Below are 26,602 nucleotides of genomic sequence, written 5' to 3' on the forward strand. Positions count from 1 at the left end.
TTGTTTTTGTCGTTACATGGGCTTGCGCCCGTTTGAGGTTGGCTTGCCGCCCGGCAAGGTTTCGGACGGTTTTTGCGGATTAACGTGCAGGGACTTTCTCAATCACGCAAATCGGGTAGCTCCCCGGATTTTTACCGCCGCCCAAGTCTAAACATAAATCTTCATAAAGATACGCCTGCGTCCGCATTCCGGCATAAAACGCGCCGACCAGTGCGGCAATCAGCAATAAGGCTTTGAAAAAACGTCGGCTTTTCATTTTCACTTATCCTCCAATGCCTCGGCCACTTCTTCCATCTTCATAAAGCGCGAACCTTTCACCAATACGGTGGCGCGTTCGGGCAAATCGTGGCTCAACACTTGAATCAACGGGTCTTTAGCGGCGAACCACAAACCGTCCGCGCCAAATTTTTCCGCCGCTTCGACGCTGTTGTCACCGACAAAATAAGCCGCTTCGATGCCTTGGTCGCGGGCATACGCGCCAACTTCGGCGTGCATGGCGGCGGCTTCGTCCTCGCCCAGTTCGCCCATATCACCCATTACGAAAATACGCGGCGCAGGCATACGCGCCAACACGTCAATCGCGGCTTTCATGCTGTCGGGATTCGCGTTGTAGGTATCGTCAATCAGGGTCGCGCCTTTGATACCGGATTTGACGTTCAGACGGCCTTTGATGTTGCTGAAGCCTTGCAAACCTTCCGCCACATCGTCCAAACTCAAACCCGCAGCCAAAGCCAGCGCGGCGGCAGCGGCGGCGTTGTGGACATTGTGGCGGCCGGGAACAGGCAGCACCACGGCGGCGCGCTCATCGCCGCACACCAAATCAAATTCGCACGACAAAGGTTTCAGCACGATATTTTCCGCGTGGACATCGCCGCTATCGACGCCGAAAGTGCGCGTATTCAAATTAAGCGTTGCCGTTTTGAAGACAGCCATATTGGCATCTTCTTGAGGAATCAGTGCCATGCCGTCTGAACATAAGCCTTGATAAATCTCGCTTTTCGCTTTGGCAATATCGCCCACTCCGTCGAAACCGCAACCGACATGGGCGCGCATGGCGTTGTTGACCAATGCGGCATCAGGTTTGGCAATTTGCGTTAAAACCGCCAGTTCGCCAAAATGGTTCATGCCCATTTCAATCACGGCATAGCGGTGTTTTTCGTTTAATTTCAACAAAGTCAGCGGCAATCCGATATGGTTGTTGAAATTGCCCGCCGTCGCCAACACGGCATCATCGCCGAAACGGCGGCGCAATACCGAAGCCAGCATCTCCTTCACCGTCGTCTTGCCGACCGAACCGGTAATGCCGAACACAAACGGATTCACATTTTCACGCCACGCCTTCGCCAGTGTTTGCAATGCGGCAAGCGTGTCATCAACTTTCAACGCGCCATCCATTACAGCACAATCTTCGCGCGAAACCACAACCGCTGCCGCACCTGCGGCCAATACGTCTTCAACAAAATCATGCGCATCAAACCGTTCGCCCGCCAATGCGAAAAACACATCGCCTTCCCGAATATCGCGGCTATCGGTTACGATGCGCGACACGGGTTTGTTTTCAGACGGCATCGGAAGCTTGAGGGCTTGGCAGATGAAATTTAAATCTAGTGGTTTCATGATTTCTTCCGTTTGTTTTTTCAGACGGCCTCACATAACCATCTGTAAATGTTTCATCATAGATTTAGGTGTAACAAAAGTTAAACCGTACATACTGCCCAATGCCGCCGCCTGATTTTCCTCTAAATCAGCAGCCAGTATCACAAAGCGTTCGTCCGGCAAATTCAACCGTTTTTTCAAACGTACATATTTTTCAATGTCCCGTCTGAATTCCCCTGATTTACATTCCACCACAACCGGCTCTTTACCCATCGGTAAAAATACGACATCCAACTCCTGTTTATCTTCATTGCCGAATTCGATTTTCACATTTCTAGCGCAAGAAAAAGCATAATCCTTGCCTTTTTGTTTTGCTTCTTCAAGCATTTTGCCCAAGGCAAACCATTCAAGCCAACCGCCGCAAAAAAAGTGTTTGATGGCAGTGGCACGTTGCAGGTTCAAGCGGACAATTTTTTCCTGTTTCTGATAAAAATACTTAGAAAACAAAGTATGGCTATAAAATTGCCGGCATAGGTTATTCATTGTCTGCCCGTCTTTTTGAGACATTTTGCCGATATCCAAACTAATGCTTGTGTGGTTGTGGCCGTATGCCCGAATAATCTGGCCCAACATATTTTTAGTAATCTGATAATTACCGCCCAATTTAGCGGCAGCCTCATCAAAAAAACCGCTCATATTGACCGCCTGTAAGTTAAACATCGGCACAATATTGGCCCGGGCAAACCATTGGCGTATCGGTTCATGCTGTTTTTCAGTAGCCAAAATGTCGGTTTCCGATAAATTAACGCCTGTCAGCAGATTATAATTTTGGTTTTCCGAACCGGTATCTTGTTGTGCATTTTCCTCACCGCCGTCTTCCTGTTGCTTCAAAGCCTGCAATTCCCGGTTTACCGAGAAATAACGTTCCAACAATTTACTGACAAAAAATAAAGTGTCGTAAACCTTAACCGGAGCCGTGCATTTTGGACAGGCAATTTCACTCATTCCGGATTCGTAGTAATGCTCATTCATGCAACCGCATTTATTGCAACGGTAAATACCCATTCTTTTTCCTTAGATTCGGATTATATAAATCAAGATTCATAATGTTTCAGACGGTCTTTCATCTCCACCCCGCCAACACTTTTTCCGCAATTTCAAAATCGGAAAAATGGTGCTTCACGCCTTGTACATCCTGATAGTTCTCATGCCCTTTGCCGGCAATCAGGATGATGTCGTTTGCGGCGGCGCGTTCGACCGCATAACGGATGGCGGCGGCGCGGTCGGCTTCGACGCGTTCAGGATTAGGTACGGCAGGCAAAATATCGTTGATGATGTCTTGTGGATTTTCCAAGCGTGGGTTATCGCTGGTAACCACTACTTTATCGGCACCCTGAACGGCTGCCGCGCCCATCAATGGGCGTTTGCCGCGATCTCGATTGCCGCCGCAGCCGAAGACGCACCATAAGGCCGCGTCCTGCGGTTTGATTTCCTGCAAAGTGGAGAGTGCTTTTTCCAGTGCATCGGGTGTGTGAGCATAATCGACAACGACCAAAGGTTTGCCGCTGTTCATAATGCAATCCATACGGCCTGAGGCGGGACGGATTTTTGCCAGCACTTCCAAAACGTTATTGAGTGGATAACCGTTGGCACACAGCAAAGCAACGCAGGCGGCGAGGTTTTGTGCGTTGAACCGTCCGAGCAGGCGCGTGCGGCATTTCCCTTCACCCCACGGTGTTTGGAATACGGCTTCCATGCCGTCTGAAGAAGCAGTGAAATGAACAATGCGGATGTCGGCGTGTTCGCTGAAGCCGTAACTGTAAACGGCCAAATCGGGGCAGTCTTTTTTCAGACGGCCTGCGAGTTCCGCGCCGTATCCGTCATCGGTATTGATAACGGCGTGTTTCAAGCCGTGCCAGTAAAACAGGCGCGACTTGATAGCGCCATAAGCTTCCATCGTGCCGTGGTAGTCGAGGTGGTCTCGGGTGAGATTGGTGAAGATTGCGCTGCAAAACGGCACGCCGTTGACGCGCGATTGGTCAAGACCGTGGCTGGAGACTTCCATCGCGGCGGCTGTTGCACCTTGCCGGCGGAAACGGTAGAGCAGGGTTTGGACATCGACGGGGGCGGGGGTGGTGTGCGTGGTTTCTTCCAATGCACCCCAAAAGCCGTTGCCGACCGTGCCGATAATGGCGGTTTTTTCGCCCAACAAATCGGCGGCTTGTGCCAGCCATTGTGTGATGGAGGTTTTGCCGTTAGTGCCGGTTACGCCCCAGACTTTGAGGCCGTCTGAAACATTACCGTAAACTTGCGCCGCCAACATACCGGCTCGGTGTTTCAAATCTTTAATGCCTTGATTGGGGACTTTCCATTCGGGATTCCACGCAAATTTGCCGTCGTCGTCCCAAAAAACAAAAGCCGCGCCGTTGGCAACGGCGGCGGGGATATAACTGCGACCGTCGGCATATTCGCCCTGACAGGCAACGAAAATATCGCCTTGTTTGATTTGGCGGCTGTCTGAATGCAACAAACGCCCTGCCGCGTTTGCACACGACAGGGTCGGGATGCCGGTTTCAGCCAAAGGGGTTAACTTGCTGAACATAAAACAATCTCGCTGATACTCGGATTAAGACGGTGTTTTGACGGCTGCGGCGGTCAGGGGCTTGGTCGGGGAAACGCCCAAGATGTTCAGGCTGCCGCCCATAATTTTTTTGAAGGGCGGCCCTGCCACTACGCCGCCGTAATAGCCGTTGGCAGTCGGTTCGTCGATGGTTACCGCCACAATCACACGGGGATTTTTGGCGGGGGCAAAACCGATAAAGGTAGCGACGTGTTTGTTGTCGGCATAACGCCCGTTGACGAACTTGCGCGCCGTGCCGGTTTTCGCGCCGACATCGAAACCGTCAACCGCACCCGCCGTACCGGTGCCGCCCGGCTCGGTTACGGAAACCATCAGATTGCGTACCTCGCGCGCGGTCGATTCTTTGAATATGCGTTTGCCTTGCGGCGCAACCGCCTGTTTTTCAAAGCTGACCGGCAGCAAAACGCCGTCGTGCGTCAGTGCGGTATAGGCGCGCGCCAATTGCAGCAGGCTCAATTGCAGGCCGTAACCGAAAGACATCGTCGCCTGTTCGATAGGCCGCCACCTGCGCCAATTTCTCAACAAACCTGCAGTTTCGCCCGGAAAGCCCGAGTGCATACGCACACCGATACCCAATTCATGATAGAAGTCATACATTTCTTCGGCACCGAAACGCGCAGACAGTTTGCTTGTGCCGACGTTGGACGATTTCTGCATGATGCCGCGCACATCCAAAGAGGGGTAAACGTGGGTATCGCGCACGGGAGACGGTCCGATTTTATAAGGCTGCGTATTCAGCCGTTCGTTCAAATCGGTTTTGCCCGCATCCAATGCCTTCGCAATCACAAACGGTTTGATTGCCGAACCGGGTTCGATCATATCGGTTACTGCACGGTTGCGCCGCTGTTCGCTGTCTGCATGGCCGGGCCTGTTGGGATCGTAGGCGGGCGTATTGGCCAAGGCGAGGATTTCCCCCGTGCGGGCATCCAAAACCACCACCGTTCCGGCTTTTGCCTGATGGTATTCGACCGCCTTGTTCAACTCTTCATAGGCCAAGGTCTGAATCCTCTGATCGAGGGAAAGGATGATGTCTTTGCCGTTTTGCGGGGCTTTATTGCGCGGGGAGTCCAAGCTGTCCACAATATTGCCCTGCCGGTCCCGCAAAACGACTTCCGCGCCGTCTTCGCCATGCAGGCTGTCTTCAAGCGAAAGTTCCAAACCTTCCTGACCTTTGCCGTCAATATCGGTAAATCCGATGACGTGTGCAAACAGGTTGCCCATCGGGTAATGGCGTTTTAATTCTTTTTCAAATACAAAGTTTTCCAAACCCAAGGCTTTGACCTCTTCGGCAACCTTGGGATCGAGCTGCCGCTTGATCCAAATAAACGACTTGCCTTTCTGTTCGAGTTTGTTCCTCAAAACATCAACCGGCACATCGACAAGCTCGGACAGACGTTCCAATTGGGCGGCAGACGGCATTTCCTTTATATCTTTAGGCACGGCAAACAGGGACTCCGTCGGCGCGCTCAACGCCAAAACCGCACCGTTCCGGTCCGAAACCGTACCGCGTGTAGCCGGCAATGTTTGAGTCCGCACAATCCGGTTGTCGCCCTGTTCTTTCAAAAATTTATACGTTACCGTCTGCAGATACAGTCCGCGGGCAATCAGACCGGCAAACAAGACCGCCATTGCCATCAGGACGAAGCTGATCCGTCCGTTACTGGTCATCGGCTTTTTGGCCTGCTCTTCTTTGGGCAGCATCCGGGGCTTATATTCGCTCTTAATCAACATTTTTACTTCTCGTTATTATTATCCTGACGCAGGAATCCGATTCCGGCACACAGGCTGCTTCTATCTTTGATGTTCCACCATAAAGGTATTGCCCGAAACCGGCGGATGGAGGTTTTGTTTTTCTGCCGCCGCCCTGATCGCTTCGTGGTTCGCCAAACGCGCCTGTTCGAGCCTCAGTTGCGCATAGTTCTGTTCCAAGGCGATTTCCTGTTTTTTCGCCTTGTCCAAAGCTGTGAAGTTGAGCCTGTACTGGTTTTGCTGCATCACAACGGAAAAAGCGGAAACGCACACCGCAAGCAGCAGAAGGAAATTCAATTTGTTCATTGCCGTTCAGACGTTTTTCTCTGTTATTGTTCCGGTATCGGACCGGCAGTCCGCTCCGCCACACGCAAAACCGCACTTCTCGCCCTCGGATTGGCGGCAATTTCCGCCTCACCCGGCTTTAATGCCCTGCCCACGATTTTCAGGGGCGGCTCGGGCAAATCCGCTTCCCTGACCGCCGCCCAGCGCGGCAGGGGCGCGTGTTGCGAATATTTTTTGACAAACTGCTTCACAATGCGGTCTTCCAACGAATGGAAAGCAATGACCGCCAAACGCCCGCCCTCTTTCAGACGGCACATGACCTGCGGCAATACCGCCCCTACTTCTTCAAGCTCGCGGTTAATAAAGATGCGGACCGCCTGGAAGGTGCGCGTCGCAGGATCCTGCCCCCGCTCGCGAGTACGGACGTTTTGTGCCACGATCTGCGCCAGCTTGCGGGTTGTATCGATTGGACTTTCCGCCCGTTGCGCAACAATGGCGCGCGCAATCTGGCGGCTAAACCGCTCTTCACCATAATTCTTGATTACCTCGTGCAAATCCTGTTCCGACGCAACCGCTATCCACTCTGCGGCAGACATACCGCGCGTCGTATCCATACGCATATCCAAAGGGGCATCGAAACGGAAGCTGAAACCGCGGCTGCCGTCATCGATTTGCGGAGACGAAATCCCCAAATCAAACAGCGCACCGTCCACCTTGCCGATACCCAAACCGTCCAATGCCGTCTGAAACGAAGCAAAACCGCCATGCACGACACCGACCCGTTTGTCCGAACGCGCCAGCTCTTCTGCCACAGCAATCGCCTGCGGGTCTTTGTCGAAAACAATCAACCGCCCCGCATCGCCCAAACGCGACAAAATCAGCCGGGAATGCCCTCCCCTGCCGAACGTACCGTCCACATAGACACCGTCTTCGCGCACGGCAAGCGCATCCACCGCCTCATTCAGCAAGACCGTGATATGCCGGTAACTTTCTGCTCCACTCACAATTGCAAATCCGTCTGACTCAACTGGAAGGCAAGTTCGTCAGGATCGTCATCCAAAGCCTGAACCATCTCAGCCTCCCACTGCTCGCGACCCCAGAGCTCCAAACGGTTGGCACGGCCGACCAAAACGACTTCACGGTCGAAATCCACCCTTTTCCTCAGTCCGGCAGGAACCAGCACCCTGCCGGCGCTGTCCCATTCCAAAATTTCCGCGTTATGCAGCAAAAGATTTTGAAACCGCCGCAAAACAGGGTTATCCGCCACTTTTAAGTTTAAAAGTTGCGCCGCAACCTTTTCCCACTCCGCAACAGGGTACATCAACAGCTTATGTTTCGACTCGAGCGTTACCACTACGGCAGGCGTATAGAGGCGCGACAGAATGTCGCGGAATTTGGCAGGAACAGCCAACCGCCCTTTACTGTCGATGCTTAATTCGTGTGCGCCGCCGAACATGACATGTCCCAAGCCGAAATCAAAATCACAAGGGTAAAAGAGACACTTTGCCCCACAATTCCCCACCAATCGACACTATAAGAAATTTTAAACACTCGGTCAAATACGGACGGAAAATTTCATTAATATATCAAGTTTTTTAAATTCCTTTAAAAACAACAAAATAGAAAAATCCAATTGCAGGCAGCCAACCGTAAGGCATAGTAATAAAGGTAAATAATTACCATATATGCTATTTATTTTAAATAAAAAGCAATATATAGCATTAAAATAAAGCCATGACAGCATCTATACCAACGTGTAATATGTCGGGAAATCCAATAAATTTACACAAGATAACATTTATCATGCCCCTCCCCCTCCCCTCCCCTGAAGCACGGCAATCCTCGCTCAAGCTGCAAACCCTCATTGCCGAAGAAATCGGCAAACACGGCAATTGGATTCCATTTTCACGTTTTATGGAATTGGTTTTATACGCTCCGCAATACGGCTACTACACCGGCGGCAGCCATAAAATCGGCAATAACGGGGATTTTATTACCGCACCGGCACTCACCCCTCTGTTTGCACAGACACTGGCACGCCAACTTCAAGAACTCCTGCCCCAAACGGCAGGCAATATCTATGAATTCGGCGCGGGAACCGGACAGCTTGCCGCCGATTTGTTGGGCAGCATTTCAGACGGCATCGACTGTTACTATATTATTGAAATATCGCCGGAGCTGGCCGCGCGTCAGAAAAACCTGATTCAGACCCGCGCACCGGAAGCATCTCAAAAAGTTGTCCACTTGACCGCACTTCCCGAAGCGTTTGACGGAATCGTCATCGGCAACGAAGTGCTCGATGCCATGCCTGTCGAAATCGTCCGTAAAAATGAAGGCGGATTATTCGAGCACATCGGCGTTTGCACGGATAACGGCCGTTTCGCCTATTCTGCAAGACCCTTGCACGCCCCGTCGCTTTCCGCCTCTGCTTCCCTTTATTTCCCTCAAACGGATTCCCCCTACACCAGCGAACTGCACCCGCAACAATATGCCTTTATCCGCACCCTTGCCTCAAGACTCGAACACGGCTGCATGATATTCATCGACTACGGTTTTGATGCAGCGCAGTATTACCACCCTCAACGCAATCAAGGTACTCTGATCGGACACTACCGACATCACGTTATCCACAATCCTTTTGACTTCATCGGATTGGCCGACCTGACCGCACATGTCAACTTTACCGACATTGCACAAGCAGGGACGGATGCCGGATTAGATTTGATAGGTTACCTTCCCCAATCCCATTTCTTATTGAACCTGGGCATTACCGAGCTATTGGCACAGACGGGGAAAACGGATTCGGCAGCCTATATCCGTGAAGCCGCCGCTGTTCAAAAACTAATCGATCAACATGAAATGGGAGAATTGTTTAAAGTCATCGCATTCGGTAAAAATATCAATATTGATTGGACAGGATTTTGTTTTGGCGACATCTGCCACAAACTCTAATCCTTATGCCGTCTGAATCCGCTTCAGACGGCATAAACTTTTTAACATTTAAAAACAGGAAACTAATTCAAAATTAAAAAATACGGCTTGTCAAAAAAACAAAAAAACATATAATAGCGACTTCACGAAACGGCGAATTAGCTCAGTCGGTTAGAGCAGAGGAATCATAATCCTTGTGTCCGGGGTTCGAGTCCCTGATTCGCCACCAGATTTTCGGGGGTATAGCTCAGTTGGTAGAGCGCTTGCATGGCATGCAAGAGGTCAGCGGTTCGATCCCGCTTACCTCCACCAGATAAAAAAGCACAGACCGTAAAAAGGTATGTGCTTTTTTATTGCCTGATTGCCGGAAAATAAAGAACAAACCACTGACTTCAAAACAGGCAATCAACTTTAAACCTATTGCCCCGCCTGTCCTGATTTTATCAGCCCGCCAGACAAACCCGACCCGAATAATGTCTTCAGGTCGGGTTTATGGTTTCATTCCCAACTTATCCAGCCCGACAACCACAATATTATGATGACGATGCCGAAAACAATGCGGTAATAGGCAAACGGGATATAGTTTTTCTTGGAAACAAACTTCAGCAGTGCTTTGACCGCTACTAAACCGGAAACAAAAGCGGCAATAAAGCCTATCAGAATCAAACCGACATCATGCAGGGTGAAAAACCGGTAATGTTTCAGGACATCATAAGCCGTTGCTGCAACCATCATCGGAACGGCCAAGAAAAATGAAAACTCCGTTGCCGTTTTCCGCTCGATTCCCCAAAGCATCCCGCCCATAATCGTACTACCCGAACGGGACGTACCCGGAACCAGTGCAAACACTTGGGCAACGCCGATCATCAACGCATCAATCGGACGCAATGCATCAACATCGGCAATTTTAGGCTCTGCTCGGCTTTGGCGTTTCTCCACCCACAAAATAAAAAAACCGCCCAAAACCAGCATGACTGCAACACTCAAGGGGTTAAACAGATACTCTTTGATTTGTTTGCCGAACAACAGCCCCATCACGGCGGCAGGTATAAAAGCAATGGCAAGATTGAGGACGAAACGGTTGGCTTTCCGGTCTTTTCCTAAGCCGTGCAACACATTGCTGAAACGCTGCCGGTATTCAAACACTACTGCCAAAACTGCACCGAGCTGGATGGCAATTTCAAAAACCTTGTGATTGCTGTGAAAATCAATCAGATTGCCGAACACAATCAAATGTCCGGTGCTGGAAATCGGTAAAAATTCGGTAAAACCTTCTACCAAGCCCATCATCAGGGCTTTCAGGACAATCAGAAAATCCATTGCTTGCGCTTCTTTCGGATACGGGAGTTCGGCTATTTCTGTACAGCAGGGGGCTGACGCTTGCGTTCTTCCCTGACTTTGGCAACCAATTCTTTAATCGTATGAACACCGCCGTCAAAGCCATTATTGAAGATAACGCGGTATTTTCCGCCGACAATAACGGTCGGCGTGCTGTCAATACCGTATTGTTCCGTCAGTTTCTGCATTTTTAATGCGGCGGCGGCGGCATCGGGAGAATCATAGGCGCGCATCAGTTTTTTGCCGTCAAACTGCTTTTGGGACAAAGCCCATTTTCCGGCAACCGACCTGTTTTCCAAGCGGATTTTTTGTTCGTAAACTGCTTTAAACACGGCAGGGTTTGCCTGATATTTCAAACCTGACAAATTGACGGCGGCCGCCATCCTGGCCAGACCGAGCATTTCAGGCTGCCAGACCACGTGCTCCGTCCTCAAATAGGCATCAGACGGCAATGCCTTGCCCAGTTTCAATAACAAAGGATCGAAATGATGACAATGTACGCAGAAATAGCCGAAAAATTCCAAAACCTCAATTTTGCCCGACTGTTCTTGAGGAATGGGTTTATCCAACACAAGATAGTCTTCCCCTTCCATCAGGGCATATGCCTGCGCGGACAACACTGCCGACAGCAGCAGCGGCAACAGATGTTTGAGCTTCATAATTATTTGCCTTCAATCGCACGGATCAGGCTGGCGACCCCGTGCTTTTTCAACTCGTCCTGCATTTTTTTCACCGCATCGGCAGACATATTGCCGCTTTGCACGCGGTAAAGCGTTTTACTTCCTGCCTGATAGCCGACCACCTTGGAAGATATGCCCAAGATTGCCAGTTTGGCACGCTGCCCTTCCGCGCTCCGGCGGTCGGCATACGCACCCATTTGCAGATAATGCGTTGCTTCCGCCTTGTCGGACGTTTTCATTTTCTGCACTTCTTTGGCGGCGGCACTGCGCGCTTTTTCGATGCTGCCGCTGTTGAGGATTTGTTCCGGGGTCGGTTTGGGTGCAACTTTTTCCTTCGCCGCCTTTTTCTCTTCTTTTGAAGCTTTTTTCTCTGTTTCTTTAGACGGTTTTACCGCTTGTTTTTTAACCGTTTCGGCATCTTTTTTCTGCGCTTTTTCCCTGACGGTTTGTTCACGCTCTTCCGTCAATGCTTTCTTGCGCACTGCCTGTCCGTCCGGCTCTTCCCGTTCCGGCTCGCCCGCCTTTTCTTCAACCTCGTCGGCTTTATCGGCAACGGGCTGCTTGTCGGCAGCTTTTTCCGCATCCGACTGCTCTGCCTCTGTCGCAGCATCCGGTTCGGACAAGGCGTTTTGATCGGCCGGTTCAGATTGGATGTCTTCCTTAGGCTGGTTTTTCGGTTTCAGGATTTCCGTTTCTGCAGGCTGCTTCGACGAAGCCGGGATTTTGAACGCATTTTGACCGCTCTGGTTCAGATAAAACAAAATACCGGCAATAATGACCGTCGCCAGTATCAGACCGAAGAAAAAACCGGACAGACCTTTTCCGGATTGGGAAAATTTGTGCATAAACATACCTTAATGTGTTTCAGACGGCATTGACGCCGTTTGCTTACGGGCGGATATTCTAACAATATCGCCATCTTTGGGCAAAACCTGCTTCCATTCCCGTTCCTATAAAGCGCGGCGGAAACCTATGGCTTTCATGACGTGGCTTCTGCCGACTTCTTCATCGCCCGCCAAATCCGCCAATGTACGTGCCACGCGCATAATGCGGTGGAAACTGCGGGCGGAAAGAGACAATTTTTCCAGCAGGCCGCCCAAGGCTTCCTGCGCTTCTTTTTGAATGCGGGCTTGGAAATCGAGTTCGCTGACGCTCAAAGCGGCGTTGACTTTGCCCTGCCGTGCGTATTGTTTGTCGCGGGCGGCGATCACGCGCGCCAACACGACGGCGCTGCTTTCCCCTACTTCCTGCTGCATCAGTTCGGCGGCGGACAGGCTGGGGACTTCGATGGTCAAATCGATGCGGTCGAGCAGCGGACCGGAAATCTTGCTGCGGTAACGCGCGACGCTTTCGGGCGTGCAGCGGCAGGGTTTGACAGGATGCCCGAGATAACCGCACGGACAAGGGTTCATGGCGGCGACGAGTTGGAATTTGGCAGGATAGACGGCTTGGCGCGCCGCGCGGGAAATGTGGATTTCGCCGTTTTCCAACGGTTCGCGCAAAACTTCTAAAACTTTGCGGTCGAACTCGGGCAATTCGTCCAAAAACAATACGCCGTGATGCGCCAATGAAATCTCGCCCGGACGCGGGTCGGAACCGCCGCCGACCATAGCCGCCGCGCTGGCACTGTGATGCGGACTGCGAAAAGGACGGTTGCTGTCGAGTTGTTGCTGGTGGTTGGGCAGGAGCGAACGCAATGCCCAAACTTCGACCAATTCGTCTTCGGTCAGCGGCGGCAGGATGCCGGGCAGCCGTTGGGAGAGCATAGACTTGCCCGTTCCCGGCGGACCTATCATCAAGAGACTGTGTCCGCCTGCGGCAGCGATTTCCAAAGCAAGACGGGCAGTGTGCTGACCTTTCACATCGCACAAATCAGGTTGTCCGCCATGTTCAAACGGCATCTGAGGAACTTGGCATTCGGTTTGCGCCAAAGGTTCGATGCCGTTCAAATGGGCGGCGACTTCACCCAAAGAGCGCGCGCCGTAAACGGTAATGCCGCGCATCACGGCGGCTTGTCCTGCGTTTTCTTCAGGCAAAACAAATGCACGTTTTGCCTGCATACCCTGCCACGCCATCGCCAACGCGCCGCGCACGGGGCGCAACAGCCCCGACAGTGCCAATTCCCCCGCAAACTCGTATTCCGCCAGCTTTTCGGGTGCAACCTGCCCCGATGCGGCAAGGATGCCGATTGCAATCGGCAAATCGAAACGCCCCGACTCTTTGGGCAGGTCGGCAGGGGCGAGGTTGACGGTGATTTTTTTGGCGGGGAATTCAAAACCGCTTTGGATAATGGCGGCGCGGACGCGGTCGCGGCTTTCCTTTACTTCGGTATCGGGCAGTCCGACGATGTTGAAATGCGGCAGGCCGTTGGCAAGGTGGGCTTCCACTTCGACCAACGGCGCATTCATGCCGCTCAAGGCGCGGCTGTAAACCAAGGCAAGCGACATGTTTCAGACGGCCTTATTCGACAGCTTCGGTTTGTTGTTTGACTTCTGCAACAGCTTCTTCGGCAGCGGCTTCAGCCGCTTCCAATGCTGCCCGTTCGGGATTTTGCGCGGCTTCGAGTTTCGCCAGACGCGCTTCCAAAGCCGCCAGTTTGGTACGGGTTTTAATCAAAACCTGCTGCTGGATGTCGAATTCTTCGCGCGTAACCAAATCCATACGGTTGAACGCGCTGCCCAGCATCGCCTTAATATTTTTTTCCACATCTTTGGCAGGGCTGTTGGCGATGGTTTCGCTGATTTTCGAGCCGACTTCTTCAAAAAGCTGCTTGCCGAACATAATCTGTATCCTTCCTGAACATATCAAATTCAAGCGGCTATTGTATAAGGAAAAATGCCGTCTGAAAACGGGCGGCCGGCCATCTGCACAAAATGTTCCGCCCCCACTTCCGTTGCTAAACTACACTTCAAAACATAAGCAGGCGGAAAGCCGGTTTCACAACACCATCCCTTTTCAATTACAAACAACTACAAAATAATATCTTGTTTTAGATAGATTTTATGTTAACAATCTGCTTTTCTCCGCCTTTTTTCGACGGCAAGTGCTTTGCAAACAAAAGAATTTGGGTTATGCTGAACCAAATTATTTACAATTTCATGTGATTTCATTACATATCTTATTGTGATTGAAGATAATTTATCCGAATCCCCTTTCGGGTGTCCGGATTTTCAGTTGTACTTTTATTAGAAAAACATTTCAGGCGCAAGTTGCTTGCAATTTCAAAGCCTGTAATTCTGAAGTTTTAGACGAGGAATAGCACATGAATCCCATGTACATCACTTTTGCAATCTATCTGGTTGCAGTCCTTCTCATCGGGCTTGCCGCTTATTTTTCCACGCGCAATTTCGACGATTATATTTTGGGCGGGCGCAGCCTGGGCCCGTTTGTTACGGCGATGTCGGCGGGCGCGTCCGATATGTCCGGCTGGCTTTTGATGGGGCTGCCGGGCGCGATTTACCTGAGCGGTTTGAACGAAGCCTGGATTGCCATCGGCCTCTTGGTCGGCGCGTATTTCAACTGGCTCTTGGTGGCGGGCCGCCTGCGCGTGCATACCGAATACGCCAACAATGCGCTGACGCTGCCGGATTATTTCTTCCACCGCTTCGGCGCGGGCGGACACTTGATGAAAGTGGTTTCCGCACTGATTATCCTGTTCTTCTTCACGATTTATTGCGCCTCGGGCATTGTGGCGGGCGCAACCCTGTTCCAAAGCCTGTTTGAAGGTATGACTTACAATCAGGCAATGTGGCTGGGCGCGGGCGCGACCATCGCCTATACCTTCTTGGGCGGCTTCTTGGCGGTCAGCTGGACGGATACGTTGCAGGCATCTTTGATGATTTTCGCCCTGATTTTAACGCCAGTGATGGTCTATCTGGGCTTGGGCGGCGCGGAACAGATGTCTGCCGCGATTCAAAGCGTCGCCGCAGGCACGGGCAAAGAATACGGCAGCCTGTTTGCCGGTACGACCGTCATCGGCATCATTTCTACCGCCGCATGGGGCTTGGGCTATTTCGGACAGCCGCACATTTTGGCGCGCTTTATGGCCGCCGAAAGCGCGAAATCGCTGGTATCCGCACGCCGCATCGGTATGACTTGGATGGCGTTGTGCCTTGCGGGCGCGGTAGCGGTCGGTTATTTCGGCATTGCGTATTTCGGTGCAAATCCCGACAAAGTTTCTTCTATGAGCGGCAACCACGAACGCATCTTCATCGCGCTTTCCACCCTGCTGTTCAACCCTTGGATCGCCGGTATTATTTTGAGCGCGATTTTGGCGGCGGTGATGTCCACCCTGTCCTGCCAGCTTTTGGTTTGCTCCAGCGCGATTACCGAAGACTTCTACAAAGGCTTTTTGCGTAAAAACGCGCAACAGTCGGAACTGGTATGGGTCGGCCGCCTGATGGTCTTGGCGATTGCCGTGATTTCCATCCTGATTGCTTCCGATCCGAACAGCAAAGTATTGGGACTGGTGTCTTACGCGTGGGCAGGTTTCGGTGCGGCGTTCGGCCCGATTGTGATTCTGTCCGTATTGTGGAAACGCATCACTGCCTACGGCGCGTTGTCAGGTATGGTTGTAGGTGCGTTAACCGTTGTTGTGTGGGCGGAATGGGTAAAAAAACCGGCTCAAGCGGCAGGCGAAAGCGGCTTGTTGACGATGTACGAAATCGTGCCGGGCTTTATTGTTTGCTTGATCGTTGCCGTGTTGGTTTCCCTGTTCAACAAAGAACCTTCGCGCGAAATCCAAGAACGCTTTGAAAAAGCCGACGCAGATTACCGCGCCGCCCGATAAACCCCTTTCAGACGGCACGGCATCCCGGTTCGTGCCGTCTGAACCCGTTTCCGGGTCAAACACAAATAAACCTTGCCCGCATACAGGCCTTATTTGTGTTTTACCCGTTTCATTTTCAAAGAAACGGAAGCACCTACCCTGCCCGCATTTGAAGCCTTGTATTTCATCTGCGGATTTATTACGATATTACCGTATTCAGGCCGCACCGATGCCGTCTGAACCCCCCGAAAAACTTTGGAGAATCCAAAAAATGTTTCATTTTGCATTTCCGGCACAAACTGCCCTGCGCCAAGCGATAACCGATGCCTACCGCCGTAATGAAATCGAAGCCGTACAGGATATGTTGCAACGTGCACAGATGAGCGACGAAGAGCGCAACGCTGCCTCCGAACTTGCCCGCCGTTTGGTTACCCAAGTCCGCGCCGGCCGCACCAAAGCCGGCGGCGTGGATGCGCTGATGCACGAGTTTTCACTCTCCAGCGAAGAAGGCATCGCGCTGATGTGTCTGGCAGAAGCCCTGCTGCGTATCCCCGACAACGCCACGCGCGACCGCCTGATTGCCGACAAGATTTCAGACGGCAACTGGAAAAGCCATTTGAACAACAGCCCTTCCCTCTTCGTCAACGCCGCCGCCTGGGGTCTGCTGATTACCGGCAAACTGACCGCCACAAACGACAAACAAATAAGTTCCGCACTCAGCCGCCTGATCAGCAAAGGCGGCGCACCGCTCATCCGCCAAGGCGTAAATTACGCCATGCGGCTTCTGGGCAAACAGTTTGTTACCGGACAGACCATTGAAGAAGCCCTGCAAAACGGCAAAGAACGCGAAAAAATGGGCTACCGCTTCTCCTTCGATATGTTGGGCGAAGCCGCCTACACCCAAGCCGATGCCGACCGCTACTACCGCGACTATGTCGAAGCCATCCACGCCATCGGCAAAGATGCGGCAGGACAAGGCGTTTACGAAGGCAACGGCATTTCCGTCAAACTCTCCGCCATCCATCCGCGCTACTCGCGCGCCCAACACGGCCGCGTGATGGGAGAACTGTTGCCGCGCCTGAAAGAATTGTTCCTTTTGGGTAAAAAATACGATATCGGTATCAACATCGATGCCGAAGAAGCCAACCGCTTGGAGCTGTCTTTGGATTTGATGGAGGCACTCGTTTCCGACCCCGATTTGGCAGGCTACAAAGGCATCGGTTTCGTTGTCCAAGCCTACCAAAAACGCTGCCCCTTCGTCATCGACTACCTGATCGACCTTGCCCGCCGCAACAACCAAAAACTGATGATCCGCCTCGTCAAAGGCGCGTATTGGGACAGCGAAATCAAATGGGCGCAAGTGGACGGCTTGAACGGCTATCCGACCTACACCCGCAAAGTGCATACCGACATTTCCTACCTCGCCTGCGCGCGCAAACTGCTTTCCGCGCAAGACGCGGTATTCCCGCAATTCGCCACCCACAACGCCTACACCTTGGGCGCGATTTACCAAATGGGCAAAGGCAAAGACTTTGAACACCAATGCCTGCACGGAATGGGCGAAACCCTGTACGACCAAGTCGTCGGCCCGCAAAACCTAGGCCGCCGCGTGCGCGTGTACGCCCCAGTCGGCACGCACGAAACCCTGCTCGCCTACTTGGTGCGCCGCCTGTTGGAAAACGGCGCGAACTCGTCTTTCGTCAACCAAATCGTCGATGAAAACATCAGCATCGACCGCCTGATTAAGAGCCCGTTCGACACCATCGCCGAACAGGGCATCCACCTGCACAACGCGCTGCCGCTGCCGCGCGATTTGTACGGCAAATGCCGTCTGAACTCGCAAGGCGTGGACTTGAGCAATGAAAACGTATTGCAGCAGCTTCAAGAACAGATGAACAAAGCCGCCGCGCAAGACTTCCACGCCGCATCCATCGTCAACGGCAAAGCCCACGATGTCGGCGAAGCGCAACCGATTAAAAACCCTGCCGACCACGGAGATGTTGTCGGTACGGTCAGCTTTGCCGATGCCGCGCTTGCCCAAGAAGCGGTTGGCGCAGCCGTTGCCGCGTTCCCCGAATGGAGTGCGACACCTGCCGCCGAGCGCGCCGCCTGCCTGCGCCGTTTCGCCGACCTGCTCGAACAGCACACCCCCGCGCTGATGATGCTTGCCGTGCGCGAAGCAGGCAAAACGCTGAACAACGCCATTGCCGAAGTGCGCGAAGCCGTCGATTTCTGCCGCTACTACGCAGGCGAAGCCGAAAACACCCTGCCCAAAGATGCCGAAGCCGTCGGCGCGATTGTCGCCATCAGCCCGTGGAACTTCCCGCTCGCCATCTTTACCGGCGAAGTCGTGTCCGCATTGGCGGCAGGCAACACCGTTATCGCCAAACCTGCCGAACAAACCAGCCTGATTGCCGGTTATGCCGTTTCCCTCATGCACGAAGCCGGCATCCCGACTTCCGCCCTGCAACTCGTCCTCGGCGCAGGCGATGTCGGCGCGGCGCTGACAGGCGATCCACGCATCGGCGGCGTGATTTTCACAGGCTCGACCGAAGTGGCGCGCCTGATCAACAAAGCCCTTGCCAAACGCGGCGACAATCCCGTCCTGATTGCCGAAACTGGCGGACAAAACGCCATGATTGTCGATTCCACCGCACTTGCCGAACAAGTCTGCGCCGACGTATTGAACTCCGCCTTCGACAGTGCGGGACAACGCTGCTCCGCCCTGCGCATTTTGTGCGTCCAAGAAGACGTTGCCGACCGTATGCTCGACATGATCAAAGGCGCGATGGACGAACTCGTCGTCGGCAAACCGATTCAGCTCACTACCGATGTCGGCCCCGTCATCGATGCCGAAGCGCAGCAAAACCTGCTTGCCCACATCAACAAAATGAAAGGCGTTGCCAAGTCTTACCACGAAGTCAAAACCGCCGCCGATGTCGATTCCGAAAAATCCACGTTCGTTCGCCCCATCCTGTTTGAATTGAACAACCTCAACGAACTGCAACGCGAAGTCTTCGGCCCCGTCCTGCACGTCGTCCGCTACCGCGCCGACGAACTCGACAGCGTCATCGACCAAATCAACAGCAAAGGCTACGCCCTGACCCACGGCGTACACAGCCGCATCGAAGGAACGGTACGCCACATCCGCAGCCGCATCGAAGCCGGCAACGTTTACGTCAACCGCAACATCGTCGGCGCAGTCGTCGGCGTACAGCCCTTCGGCGGACACGGCCTGTCCGGCACAGGCCCCAAAGCAGGCGGTTCGTTCTACCTGCAAAAACTGACCCGCATCCCCGAATGGGTTGCCCCGACCCTGAGCCAAATCGGACAGGCGGACGAAGCCGCGCTCAAACGCCTCGAAGCACTGGTTCACAAACTGCCGTTCAACGCCGAAGAGAAAAAAGCCGCAGCGGCCGCTTTGGGACACGCCCGCATCCGCACCCTGCGCCGTGCCGAAACCGTCCTTACCGGCCCGACCGGCGAGCGCAACAGCATCTCATGGCACGCGCCCAAACGCGTTTGGATACACGGCGGCAGCACGGTTCAAGCCTTTGCCGCACTGACCGAACTTGCCGCCTCCGGCGTACAGGCAGTGGTCGAACCCGACAGCCCGCTGGCTTCCTACACCGCCGACTTGGAAGGTCTGCTGCTAGTCAACGGCAAACCCGAAACCGCCGGCATCAGCCACGTTGCCGCCCTGTCGCCTTTGGACAGCGCGCGCAAACAGGAACTTGCCGCCCACGACGGTGCACTCATCCGCGTCCTCCCTTCGGAAAACGGACTCGACATCCTGCAAGTTTTTGAAGAAATCTCTTGCAGCGTCAACACCACAGCCGCCGGCGGCAACGCCAGCCTGATGGCGGTCGCCGACTGATTTTACCGAAATCCCCGGGCGCGGCCCGCGAACCAATGCCGTCTGAAAACCTTTCAGACGGCATTTTTGATGCACTTACCGTTTACAGGCACAGGGCGGGCGTAGGGAAATCCCGAACCGTCATTCCCGATAATACCGTCATCTTGAAACCCGTCATTCCCGCGCAGGCGGGAATCCAGGCCTGTCGGTGCAGAAACTTATCGGATAAAACGGTTTCTTGAGATTTTGCGTCCTGGATTCCCACTTTCGTGGGAATGACGGAATGTAGGTTCGTAGGAATGATGTGGTGCAGGTTTCCGTATGGATGGATTCGTCATTCCCGCGCAGGCGGGAATCTAGGTCTGTCGGTGCGGAAACTTATCGGGTAAAACGGTTTCTTGAAATTTTGCATCCTGGATTCCCACTTTCGTGGGAATGACGAGATCAGGTTTCCGTGCGGACGTGTTCGGATTCCTGCCTGCGAGGGAATGACGGCTATTTTTGCATTTTATAAAAAAGACTAAAAATAGAAAAAAGCCTGTCTGACGACAGGCTTTTTGTTGATACCAATCTTTGCAGATTAGAATTTGTGGCGCAGACCGACGGTGCTGGCAGTCGATACGGTTTTGTTTGCGCCTTTGCCTTCTTGCAACCAGCCGGCAGAAACCAAGGCAGAAGTGCGTTTGGAGAAGTCGTATTCCGCACCGACGATAACTTGGTCGTAACGGTTGTCGCCGTCTGCTTTAGCAACAGTGCCTTTGAAGCCGTGGGCGTAAGAAACGCGGGGCGTTACGTTGCCGAAGCGGTATGCCACGGTAGCGGCAACTTCGGTTTGAGAGTTGTGCGAATTGGAAGCATCAGTCAATTTCGCATCTTGTTGCTGTACGGCTACGGAAGCGTACAGGGCATCGTTGTCGTAACCGCCGACCAAACGGTGAACTTGCAGTTTTTCAACAGGCTGACCAACTTTTTCTGCGCTAGTGCCTTCACCGTGTCTTTGGAACAAACCGGCGTATTGTGCGAAGAAGCCGCTGTTTTGGTAGTTCAAACCGACGTGGTAAGATTCGCCGTTTTTGCCTGAATTGTCTTTAGGCGCGTATTGCACGCTGCCGCTGAAGCCGGCAAATTCGGGAGAATCGTAGCGTACGGATGCGTAGCGGTGTTCCGGAGCGGAGATTTTGCTGACTTGCAACACGTCTTCGGTAGCGCTGCCAGATTCCCAAGCATTGACGTTGCCGCCGGCGTCTTTCAGGACGCTGTTCAGGTGACCGGCTCGGACGGTACCGAAGCCGCCTTTCAAACCGATGAAGGATTGGCGGTTGCCCCAGCCGCTGTCAGTACCGGCGATGGAGGCTTTTTGTTCCAACTGCCAAATGGCTTTCAGTCCGTTGCCGAAATCTTCTTGACCTTTGAAGCCGATTTTTGAACCGAAGTCGGCGATTTCGCTGCCGGTTTTCACTTCAGTTACTTTGCCTTCTGCATGTTTTACAGTGCGGTAAGTTTCTACGCCGGCTTTGATGGTGCCGTACAGGGTAACATCAGCCATTGCTGCAACAGGCAGGGCAGCCAGTGTCAGGGCAATCAGGGATTTTTTCATTGCTGTATTCCTTTTCATAGTTAAGAAATTTAAGCAGACCAAACTTTCCAATCCGCTTAGGCTTTACTTCTACCGCCGATGTCGGCGATTCCATGTCTGAAACTATAAATGTTCCTGTCTGAAAAAACAAACTTCTGCCTGTTTTTGTGTGGAATCCGATGTGTATTTTGAAGGGCGGATAGAGATATTATGGGTATTTTTTGTTTTATAACATATAGTTATTTTAAATTTTTAAGATTTGCATTTTTACAACACTTGCTTGGGAGGGTATTGGAGGGCATTGCAAACCGGGGGTTATAGTGGATTAACAAAAACCAGTACGGCGTTGCCTCGCCTTAGCTCAAAGAGAACGATTCTCTAAGGTGCTGAAGCACCAAGTGAATCGGTTCCGTACTATTTGTACTGTCTGCGGCTTCGTCGCCTTGTCCTGATTTTTGTTAATCCACTATAGTGTCAACATTGAAAAAGATTGCCTGACAGTTTGTCCGATTTCAAAATCTCCGCAACAAGAATGTTTTAAAGCCATTCGGGGATTTGGGGGCGGATGATGCCGTATGCCTCGGGATAATCGACGCCGGTCAGGTAGAGTCCGTCGGGCATGAAGGTCGGTGGGGCTTTAAGGCGGCTGCGTTCTTGAATCAGTGCGGCGAAGCCTTCGACGCTGAGTCTGCCGCTGCCGACATAAACGAGCGCGCCCATGATGTTGCGTACCATGTGGTGTAAAAAGGCGTTGCCGTGCAAATCGAGGCGGACGAGTCCTGCGCTTTGGGTAAGGTCGGCGCGGTAGATGGTTTTGACGGGGGATTTTGCCTGGCACTCGGCGGCGCGGAAACTGGAGAAGTCTTGTTCGCCGATCAATAAGGCGGCAGCCCGGCGCATCGGTTCGATATCAAGTTTGAGGTGTGTCCAGCCTGCCCTGTTTTTGAGCAAGGGGGAACGGACGGGGGCGGATTCGAGCAGGTAGCGGTAGTGCCGTCCGTATGCGTCGAAGCGTGCGTGAAATTCGGGTGCGGTCTGTTGGGCGTGCAAAACGGCAATGCCTTCGGGCAGGTGGGCATTTACGCCGCGCACCCATGCCTGTTGGGGACGGACGGCAGTTGTGTCGAAGTGGACGACTTGGGCGGTGGCGTGCACGCCGGTGTCGGTCCTGCCGGCAACGGTGGTGGCGACAGATTCTCCTGCGATTTGGGCGAGTGCGGTTTCCAATGCCGTCTGAACGGTCGGTACGCCGTCAGCCTGCTTCTGCCAACCGTAAAAGCGGCTGCCGTCATAGGATAGGGTCAGTGCCCAGCGTTGTTTTTGTGCGGTATCCATCGGGTTTGGGATTCGGATAAATGTTCAGACGGCATTGTATCTCAGATTTTGCAGGGAAACGGCAAATGCCCGGGGCGCGCGGCGTTGTTTGGGGGAGATGTTCGGGGTGAAAAATACAGTTGCTACAGTTTGCCGAATCATCAGAAATACCTGCATCGTCATTCCCGCGCAGGCGGGAATCTAGACCTGTCGGCGCAGAAACTTATCAGGTGCAACGGTTTCTTGAGATTTTACGTCCTAGATTCCCGCCTGCGCGGGAATGACGGCATATCTGCGCGGGAATGACGGCATATCGGCAGGCGCAGGGTGTTTTGCATTTGATAAAAATGCCGTCTGAAACCTTCAGACGGCATTTCTGCGGCAACCGGATTATTTCCAAACCAAAAGCGCGTGGTTGCGTTTGCCGCGCCGGACGATGGTGTACTTGCCGAAACGTTTGTGTTCGCCGGTCAGCAGGCAGGCATCGTCGGGGCGTTCGGCGGCGTGGTTCGGATTGTTGGCTTCGGCAGGTTTGCCGTTGAGCAAAACCGCTTTGCTGTTCACAAAACCGCGCGCTTCTTTGTTGGAGGATGCCAAACCGGTTTTTACCAAGGCTTCGACGACATTGATGCCGTCTGAAACTTTAAATGCAGGCAGGCCGTCGAGGGCGAGCTGTTCGAAGTCGCTTTCGGTGAGCCGGCTTTGGTCTTCGGCAAACAGGCTTTCGGAAATGCGCTGTGCGGCTTGTAGGGCGGCTTCGCCGTGAATCAGGCGGGTCATTTCTTCGGCGAGGATGCGTTGCGCTTCAGGCTTGCTGCCGCTGGCTTTGTCTTTCGCTTCGATGGCATCGATTTCTTCGATAGACAGGAAGGTGAAGTATTTCAGGAATTTATACACATCGGCGTCGGCCACTTTCAGCCAGAATTGGTAGAACTGATACGGCGAGGTTTTTTTCGCGTTCAGCCATACTGCGCCGCCTTCGGTTTTGCCGAATTTGGTGCCGTCTGATTTGGTAACCAAAGGCAGGGTCAGTCCGAACACTTGTTTTTGATTTAGGCGGCGGGTCAGGTCGATGCCTGCGGTGATGTTGCCCCATTGGTCGGAGCCGCCGATTTCCAAAACCGCGCCGTGGCGTTTGTTCAGTTCGGCAAAGTCGTAGCCTTGCAGCAGGGAGTAGGCGAACTCGGTGAAGGAAATGCCCGCGCCGTCGCGGTCGATGCGCTGTTTGACGGATTCTTTGTTCAGCATGGCGTTGACGGAGAAATGCTTGCCGATGTCGCGCAGGAAGTCGAGGCAGTTCATGCTGCCGAACCAGTCGGCGTTGTTCGCCATAATGGCGGCATTTTCGCCTTCAAAGCTCAAAAACGGTTTCAGTTGGTTGCGGATGCTTTCTACCCAGCCGGCAACGGTTTCGGCGGAATTGAGGCTGCGTTCGGCGGCTTTGAAGCTGGGGTCGCCGATCATGCCGGTCGCACCGCCCACCAAAGCAATCGGCGTATGCCCCGCCTGTTGGAAACGGCGCAATGCCAATACGGGCAGCAGGTGTCCGATGTGCAGGCTGTCGGCGGTCGGGTCGAAGCCGCAATAAAGGGAAATTTTTTGTTCGTTCAACAAAGCGTCTAAGGCTTCGATGTCGGTCGTTTGCGCGATTAGGCCGCGCGATTGCAGGTCTTGGATGACGCTCATCGGTCTCTTTCAAAAAAATTAGCGGTTTTGCAAACCGCCGATTGTAACAAATTTAATCGGATCAATGGTTATGGCGCGTATCGAGAAACCGTTGTTTTTCGGAAAAACGCTTTGCCAATTCCGTGCCGCCGTAAGGGTTGATGTGGTCTTTGTCCGAGTAAACCGGCAATCCGCCGATTTGGAAATCTGTGGGGATATAGGCGGCGGCATCAATAATATAGACGTTGGGGTATTTGGCTGCCAATTCCCTGATGCGGGCATTGGCTTTCAGGGTGCTTTCGTCGTCCGGGTGCAGGGTCTGGCGGTAGCCCGGTATGCGTGAAGACAAGATATAGGCGCGCTGGACGTTGTAAGACGAGGCAAGGTTGTCGGCCATCAGGTAAACGGCTTGTTTTTCGGACGAGAGTTTGTGCAGCATACGGTCGAATTTTTGGAAAAAACCGGCATCGTAGGCAAGGGAGCGGCTGTTTTCGGGCATCTGGCTGCCCCAGCGCATCGACAAAACCACTTTTGAATACCGGGGCAGGTGTTCTTCGGCATAGCGGTAAACGGCGCGGCAGGCGGCCCAGTTTTGGAACACGCGGGACGCGTAGCCTTCCACATAGGCGCAAGCGTCGGCGGAAACCATTGTGGCGGACCATTTTTCTTTTTTGCCCACGGCATCGAAGAATGTTTTGTAATGGTCGGCGTGGGAATCGCCCAAAACCAGCAGTTCCGGCTGTTTTTCCGTATCCCCCCATAGGCATTGTTTGCCGGTATTGTTGTGGCAGGAGGTGTTGGAACGCGTCAGCCCCATACGGTCATATTGCGCCATAAACGGCAGCCTCATCGCGAAAAACGAGCCCGCGCCCAAAATGAGCATAGGCAAGGCATAAATCCATAAGGCGGATTGCGCGAACGAGCCTTTCCATTTTTTAAACGGCTTTTCGATGCAGTGATAAGAAATCAGGGAAAACGCCAGAGTCAGGACGATTGCTGCCGCTGTCGAATAAGGCGGCAGGTTGTCCGGACCGATATAGCGCATAAAGGCCAATATCGGCCAATGCCACAGATAAAGCGAATAGGAAATCAAACCGGCGGCAACGGTGATTTTCCATTGGAAAAATTTTTTAAGCGGGTGTTCGTAATGGTTGAAGTAAATCAGCGCGGCAACAGCCAGACAGGGAATCAAAGCGGCGGGTCCCGGGAAATAGGCGGTTTGTTCCGAATAGGCAAACAGGCAGGCGGACAGTATGCACGCGGAAAACAATGCGCCGGCGGCGGCACAGCGTCTGCCGGCGGCGAGATTCCGCTGTTGCCGATACCGTATCCGCACGGCGGTCAGCGATCCGACCAGCATTTCGCAGGCGCGCAGGTGGGTCAGGTAATATTTATCGAGCGCGGAAGGCATAAAGGAAGCGGCAAGGCTTAAGGCGCACAATGCGGCGAGGAAGCCGAACTGTACGCGCAGGCTTTTGCGTGCGACAAGCAGCAGCAATATCGGAAAGACAAAGTAAAATTGTTCTTCGACCGACAAAGACCAGATGTGCAGCAGGGGCTTTTCTTCCTGCGCGGGATCGAAATAATCCTTCCCCCTTGCAAAATACAGGTTGGAGGCGAAACCCAAGGCGGTCAGCGCGGATTTCCACAAAAGAAAGAAATCATCTTTGGTGAATAAAAAGAAGCCGCCTGCCAGCGTTGCCGCCAATACGGCGAAAAATGCGGGCAAAATCCGTTTGATGCGGCGGATATAAAATGTCTTGAGAAAGAAACGCCCCCCCCCGGACATTTCGCGAAGGAGGATCGCCGTCATCAAAAAGCCTGAAATCACAAAGAAAATATCGACACCGAGAAACCCGCCCGGCAACCAATCCTTTTCGATATGGAACACGATGACGGACAAAACGGCGGCGGCGCGCAATGTGTCGATGTCCGGGCGGTAGGGTAAGGCTTGGCTCATAATGTTTTTATAGTGGATTAACAAAAACCAGTACGGCGTTGCCTCGCCTTGCCGTACTATTTGTACTGTCTGCGGCTCGCCGCCTTGTCCTGATTTTTGTTAATTCACTATAATCCAAAACGCGGCGGGCTGTGCAAATGCCGTCTGAAAGGTCATTTTGTATCGGGGCTAGGGATATTCGGAATGACGGACGGCTTCCCGTAACGGCGGGGCGGTTTATTTTTGGCAAGCCGTCAGACGCTT

At 53.0% G+C, this 26,602-nt stretch carries 22 protein-coding genes and 2 tRNA genes; 6 read left to right on the plus strand and 18 right to left on the minus strand.

Features of this window, described 5'->3' with window-relative positions; genetic code table 11:
- Nucleotides 1-79: 79 nt before the first annotated feature.
- From Q9I99_RS01875 to mraZ, 8 genes are read right to left on the minus strand one after another with little or no spacing between them, the layout of a single operon-like run.
- Nucleotides 80-256, minus strand: coding sequence for a hypothetical protein (locus Q9I99_RS01875; protein WP_002218790.1), 177 nt, complete (start codon nt 254-256; stop codon nt 80-82).
- Nucleotides 257-258: 2 nt separating this feature from the next.
- Nucleotides 259-1,617, minus strand: a complete 1,359-nt coding sequence (locus Q9I99_RS01880) for a UDP-N-acetylmuramoyl-tripeptide--D-alanyl-D-alanine ligase (RefSeq protein WP_301667424.1) — start codon at nt 1,615-1,617, stop codon at nt 259-261.
- A 30-nt stretch (nt 1,618-1,647) separates the two neighbouring features.
- Complete coding sequence (locus tag Q9I99_RS01885; RefSeq protein ID WP_301667425.1) at nt 1,648-2,661, minus strand: Card1-like endonuclease domain-containing protein; 1,014 nt, start codon at nt 2,659-2,661, stop codon at nt 1,648-1,650.
- A 58-nt stretch (nt 2,662-2,719) separates the two neighbouring features.
- Entirely contained in the window at nt 2,720-4,198 is a 1,479-nt protein-coding gene (locus tag Q9I99_RS01890) for a UDP-N-acetylmuramoyl-L-alanyl-D-glutamate--2,6-diaminopimelate ligase (protein WP_301667426.1), read from the minus strand.
- A 24-nt stretch (nt 4,199-4,222) separates the two neighbouring features.
- The gene (gene penA, locus Q9I99_RS01895; protein WP_301667427.1) at nt 4,223-5,968 is read right to left on the minus strand and encodes a peptidoglycan D,D-transpeptidase PBP2; all 1,746 of its coding nucleotides are present in this window, start codon (nt 5,966-5,968) and stop codon (nt 4,223-4,225) included.
- 60 nt (nt 5,969-6,028) lie between these two features.
- Nucleotides 6,029-6,292, minus strand: coding sequence for a cell division protein FtsL (gene ftsL, locus Q9I99_RS01900; RefSeq protein ID WP_082300428.1), 264 nt, complete (start codon nt 6,290-6,292; stop codon nt 6,029-6,031).
- Between the two features lie 23 nt (nt 6,293-6,315).
- Nucleotides 6,316-7,275, minus strand: coding sequence for a 16S rRNA (cytosine(1402)-N(4))-methyltransferase RsmH (gene rsmH / locus Q9I99_RS01905; RefSeq protein ID WP_301667428.1), 960 nt, complete (start codon nt 7,273-7,275; stop codon nt 6,316-6,318).
- Nucleotides 7,272-7,727 (minus strand): division/cell wall cluster transcriptional repressor MraZ, encoded by a 456-nt coding sequence (mraZ, locus tag Q9I99_RS01910; RefSeq protein ID WP_002222027.1) that lies wholly within the window; start codon nt 7,725-7,727, stop codon nt 7,272-7,274. Before mraZ ends, rsmH begins: the two co-directional genes overlap by 4 nt.
- A gap of 278 nt (nt 7,728-8,005) precedes the next feature.
- Here mraZ and Q9I99_RS01915 point away from each other — a divergent pair, with 278 nt between their 5' ends.
- The 3 genes from Q9I99_RS01915 (at nt 8,006) to Q9I99_RS01925 (ending at nt 9,514) form a co-directional block, all read left to right on the plus strand.
- Complete coding sequence (locus Q9I99_RS01915) at nt 8,006-9,223, plus strand: class I SAM-dependent methyltransferase (RefSeq protein WP_301667429.1); 1,218 nt, start codon at nt 8,006-8,008, stop codon at nt 9,221-9,223.
- A 131-nt stretch (nt 9,224-9,354) separates the two neighbouring features.
- A tRNA-Met gene (locus Q9I99_RS01920) sits at nt 9,355-9,431 on the plus strand.
- A 7-nt stretch (nt 9,432-9,438) separates the two neighbouring features.
- Nucleotides 9,439-9,514, plus strand: a tRNA-Ala gene (locus Q9I99_RS01925).
- Nucleotides 9,515-9,700: 186 nt separating this feature from the next.
- Here the strand turns inward: Q9I99_RS01925 and Q9I99_RS01930 are convergent.
- The 5 genes from Q9I99_RS01930 to Q9I99_RS01950 form a co-directional block, all read right to left on the minus strand.
- On the minus strand, nt 9,701-10,522 hold the full coding sequence (locus Q9I99_RS01930) for an undecaprenyl-diphosphate phosphatase (RefSeq protein ID WP_301667430.1): 822 nt from the start codon (nt 10,520-10,522) through the stop codon (nt 9,701-9,703).
- Between the two features lie 32 nt (nt 10,523-10,554).
- Entirely contained in the window at nt 10,555-11,199 is a 645-nt protein-coding gene (locus Q9I99_RS01935; RefSeq protein WP_301667431.1) for a thiol:disulfide interchange protein DsbA/DsbL, read from the minus strand.
- 2 nt (nt 11,200-11,201) lie between these two features.
- Nucleotides 11,202-12,065: a cell division protein FtsN gene (gene ftsN, locus Q9I99_RS01940; RefSeq protein ID WP_301667432.1), complete on the minus strand. Its 864-nt coding sequence runs from the start codon at nt 12,063-12,065 to the stop codon at nt 11,202-11,204.
- A 105-nt stretch (nt 12,066-12,170) separates the two neighbouring features.
- Entirely contained in the window at nt 12,171-13,667 is a 1,497-nt protein-coding gene (locus tag Q9I99_RS01945; RefSeq protein WP_301667433.1) for a YifB family Mg chelatase-like AAA ATPase, read from the minus strand.
- A gap of 13 nt (nt 13,668-13,680) precedes the next feature.
- The gene (locus Q9I99_RS01950) at nt 13,681-14,001 is read right to left on the minus strand and encodes an accessory factor UbiK family protein (protein ID WP_301667434.1); all 321 of its coding nucleotides are present in this window, start codon (nt 13,999-14,001) and stop codon (nt 13,681-13,683) included.
- 481 nt (nt 14,002-14,482) lie between these two features.
- On the opposite strand from Q9I99_RS01950, the gene putP reads away from it, so the two are divergent.
- The 3 genes from putP (at nt 14,483) to Q9I99_RS01965 (ending at nt 20,086) form a co-directional block, all read left to right on the plus strand.
- Nucleotides 14,483-16,009: a sodium/proline symporter PutP gene (putP, locus tag Q9I99_RS01955; RefSeq protein WP_301667435.1), complete on the plus strand. Its 1,527-nt coding sequence runs from the start codon at nt 14,483-14,485 to the stop codon at nt 16,007-16,009.
- Between the two features lie 250 nt (nt 16,010-16,259).
- Complete coding sequence (gene putA, locus Q9I99_RS01960; RefSeq protein WP_301667461.1) at nt 16,260-19,865, plus strand: bifunctional proline dehydrogenase/L-glutamate gamma-semialdehyde dehydrogenase PutA; 3,606 nt, start codon at nt 16,260-16,262, stop codon at nt 19,863-19,865.
- Nucleotides 19,866-19,900: 35 nt separating this feature from the next.
- The gene (locus Q9I99_RS01965; protein ID WP_301667436.1) at nt 19,901-20,086 is read left to right on the plus strand and encodes a hypothetical protein; all 186 of its coding nucleotides are present in this window, start codon (nt 19,901-19,903) and stop codon (nt 20,084-20,086) included.
- Between the two features lie 338 nt (nt 20,087-20,424).
- Here the strand turns inward: Q9I99_RS01965 and porB are convergent, their stop codons facing one another.
- The 5 genes from porB to Q9I99_RS01990 all read right to left on the minus strand — a co-directional run bounded on the left by porB (nt 20,425) and on the right by Q9I99_RS01990 (nt 26,359).
- On the minus strand, nt 20,425-21,441 hold the full coding sequence (porB, locus tag Q9I99_RS01970; protein WP_301667437.1) for a trimeric porin PorB: 1,017 nt from the start codon (nt 21,439-21,441) through the stop codon (nt 20,425-20,427).
- 516 nt (nt 21,442-21,957) lie between these two features.
- A complete protein-coding gene (truA, locus tag Q9I99_RS01975; protein ID WP_301667438.1) occupies nt 21,958-22,755 on the minus strand; it encodes a tRNA pseudouridine(38-40) synthase TruA in 798 nt (265 codons plus the stop codon).
- A 230-nt stretch (nt 22,756-22,985) separates the two neighbouring features.
- Nucleotides 22,986-23,108: a hypothetical protein gene (locus Q9I99_RS01980; RefSeq protein ID WP_301667439.1), complete on the minus strand. Its 123-nt coding sequence runs from the start codon at nt 23,106-23,108 to the stop codon at nt 22,986-22,988.
- Nucleotides 23,109-23,124: 16 nt separating this feature from the next.
- Nucleotides 23,125-24,420 (minus strand): tyrosine--tRNA ligase, encoded by a 1,296-nt coding sequence (gene tyrS / locus Q9I99_RS01985; protein ID WP_301667440.1) that lies wholly within the window; start codon nt 24,418-24,420, stop codon nt 23,125-23,127.
- Nucleotides 24,421-24,481: 61 nt separating this feature from the next.
- Nucleotides 24,482-26,359, minus strand: coding sequence for an acyltransferase family protein (locus Q9I99_RS01990; protein ID WP_301667441.1), 1,878 nt, complete (start codon nt 26,357-26,359; stop codon nt 24,482-24,484).
- Nucleotides 26,360-26,602: the final 243 nt, after the last annotated feature.

Origin of the sequence: Neisseria basseii (genome assembly GCF_962707005.1) — a bacterium.
GTDB classification, from domain to species: Bacteria; Pseudomonadota; Gammaproteobacteria; order Burkholderiales; family Neisseriaceae; genus Neisseria; species Neisseria bergeri.

Coding starts and splice junctions, on each gene's coding strand:
- Q9I99_RS01875 (WP_002218790.1), bottom strand. CDS start 256: ATGAAAAGCCGACGTTTTTTCAAAGCCTTATTGCTGATTGCCGCACTG.
- Q9I99_RS01880 (WP_301667424.1), bottom strand. CDS start 1,617: ATGAAACCACTAGATTTAAATTTCATCTGCCAAGCCCTCAAGCTTCCG.
- Q9I99_RS01885 (WP_301667425.1), bottom strand. CDS start 2,661: ATGGGTATTTACCGTTGCAATAAATGCGGTTGCATGAATGAGCATTAC.
- Q9I99_RS01890 (WP_301667426.1), bottom strand. CDS start 4,198: ATGTTCAGCAAGTTAACCCCTTTGGCTGAAACCGGCATCCCGACCCTG.
- penA (WP_301667427.1), bottom strand. CDS start 5,968: ATGTTGATTAAGAGCGAATATAAGCCCCGGATGCTGCCCAAAGAAGAG.
- ftsL (WP_082300428.1), bottom strand. CDS start 6,292: ATGAACAAATTGAATTTCCTTCTGCTGCTTGCGGTGTGCGTTTCCGCT.
- mraZ (WP_002222027.1), bottom strand. CDS start 7,727: ATGTTCGGCGGCGCACACGAATTAAGCATCGACAGTAAAGGGCGGTTG.
- Q9I99_RS01915 (WP_301667429.1), top strand. CDS start 8,006: ATGACAGCATCTATACCAACGTGTAATATGTCGGGAAATCCAATAAAT.
- Q9I99_RS01930 (WP_301667430.1), bottom strand. CDS start 10,522: ATGGATTTTCTGATTGTCCTGAAAGCCCTGATGATGGGCTTGGTAGAA.
- Q9I99_RS01935 (WP_301667431.1), bottom strand. CDS start 11,199: ATGAAGCTCAAACATCTGTTGCCGCTGCTGCTGTCGGCAGTGTTGTCC.
- ftsN (WP_301667432.1), bottom strand. CDS start 12,065: ATGCACAAATTTTCCCAATCCGGAAAAGGTCTGTCCGGTTTTTTCTTC.
- Q9I99_RS01945 (WP_301667433.1), bottom strand. CDS start 13,667: ATGTCGCTTGCCTTGGTTTACAGCCGCGCCTTGAGCGGCATGAATGCG.
- Q9I99_RS01950 (WP_301667434.1), bottom strand. CDS start 14,001: ATGTTCGGCAAGCAGCTTTTTGAAGAAGTCGGCTCGAAAATCAGCGAA.
- putP (WP_301667435.1), top strand. CDS start 14,483: ATGAATCCCATGTACATCACTTTTGCAATCTATCTGGTTGCAGTCCTT.
- putA (WP_301667461.1), top strand. CDS start 16,260: ATGTTTCATTTTGCATTTCCGGCACAAACTGCCCTGCGCCAAGCGATA.
- Q9I99_RS01965 (WP_301667436.1), top strand. CDS start 19,901: ATGCCGTCTGAAAACCTTTCAGACGGCATTTTTGATGCACTTACCGTT.
- porB (WP_301667437.1), bottom strand. CDS start 21,441: ATGAAAAAATCCCTGATTGCCCTGACACTGGCTGCCCTGCCTGTTGCA.
- truA (WP_301667438.1), bottom strand. CDS start 22,755: ATGGATACCGCACAAAAACAACGCTGGGCACTGACCCTATCCTATGAC.
- Q9I99_RS01980 (WP_301667439.1), bottom strand. CDS start 23,108: ATGCCGTCTGAAGGTTTCAGACGGCATTTTTATCAAATGCAAAACACC.
- tyrS (WP_301667440.1), bottom strand. CDS start 24,420: ATGAGCGTCATCCAAGACCTGCAATCGCGCGGCCTAATCGCGCAAACG.
- Q9I99_RS01990 (WP_301667441.1), bottom strand. CDS start 26,359: ATGAGCCAAGCCTTACCCTACCGCCCGGACATCGACACATTGCGCGCC.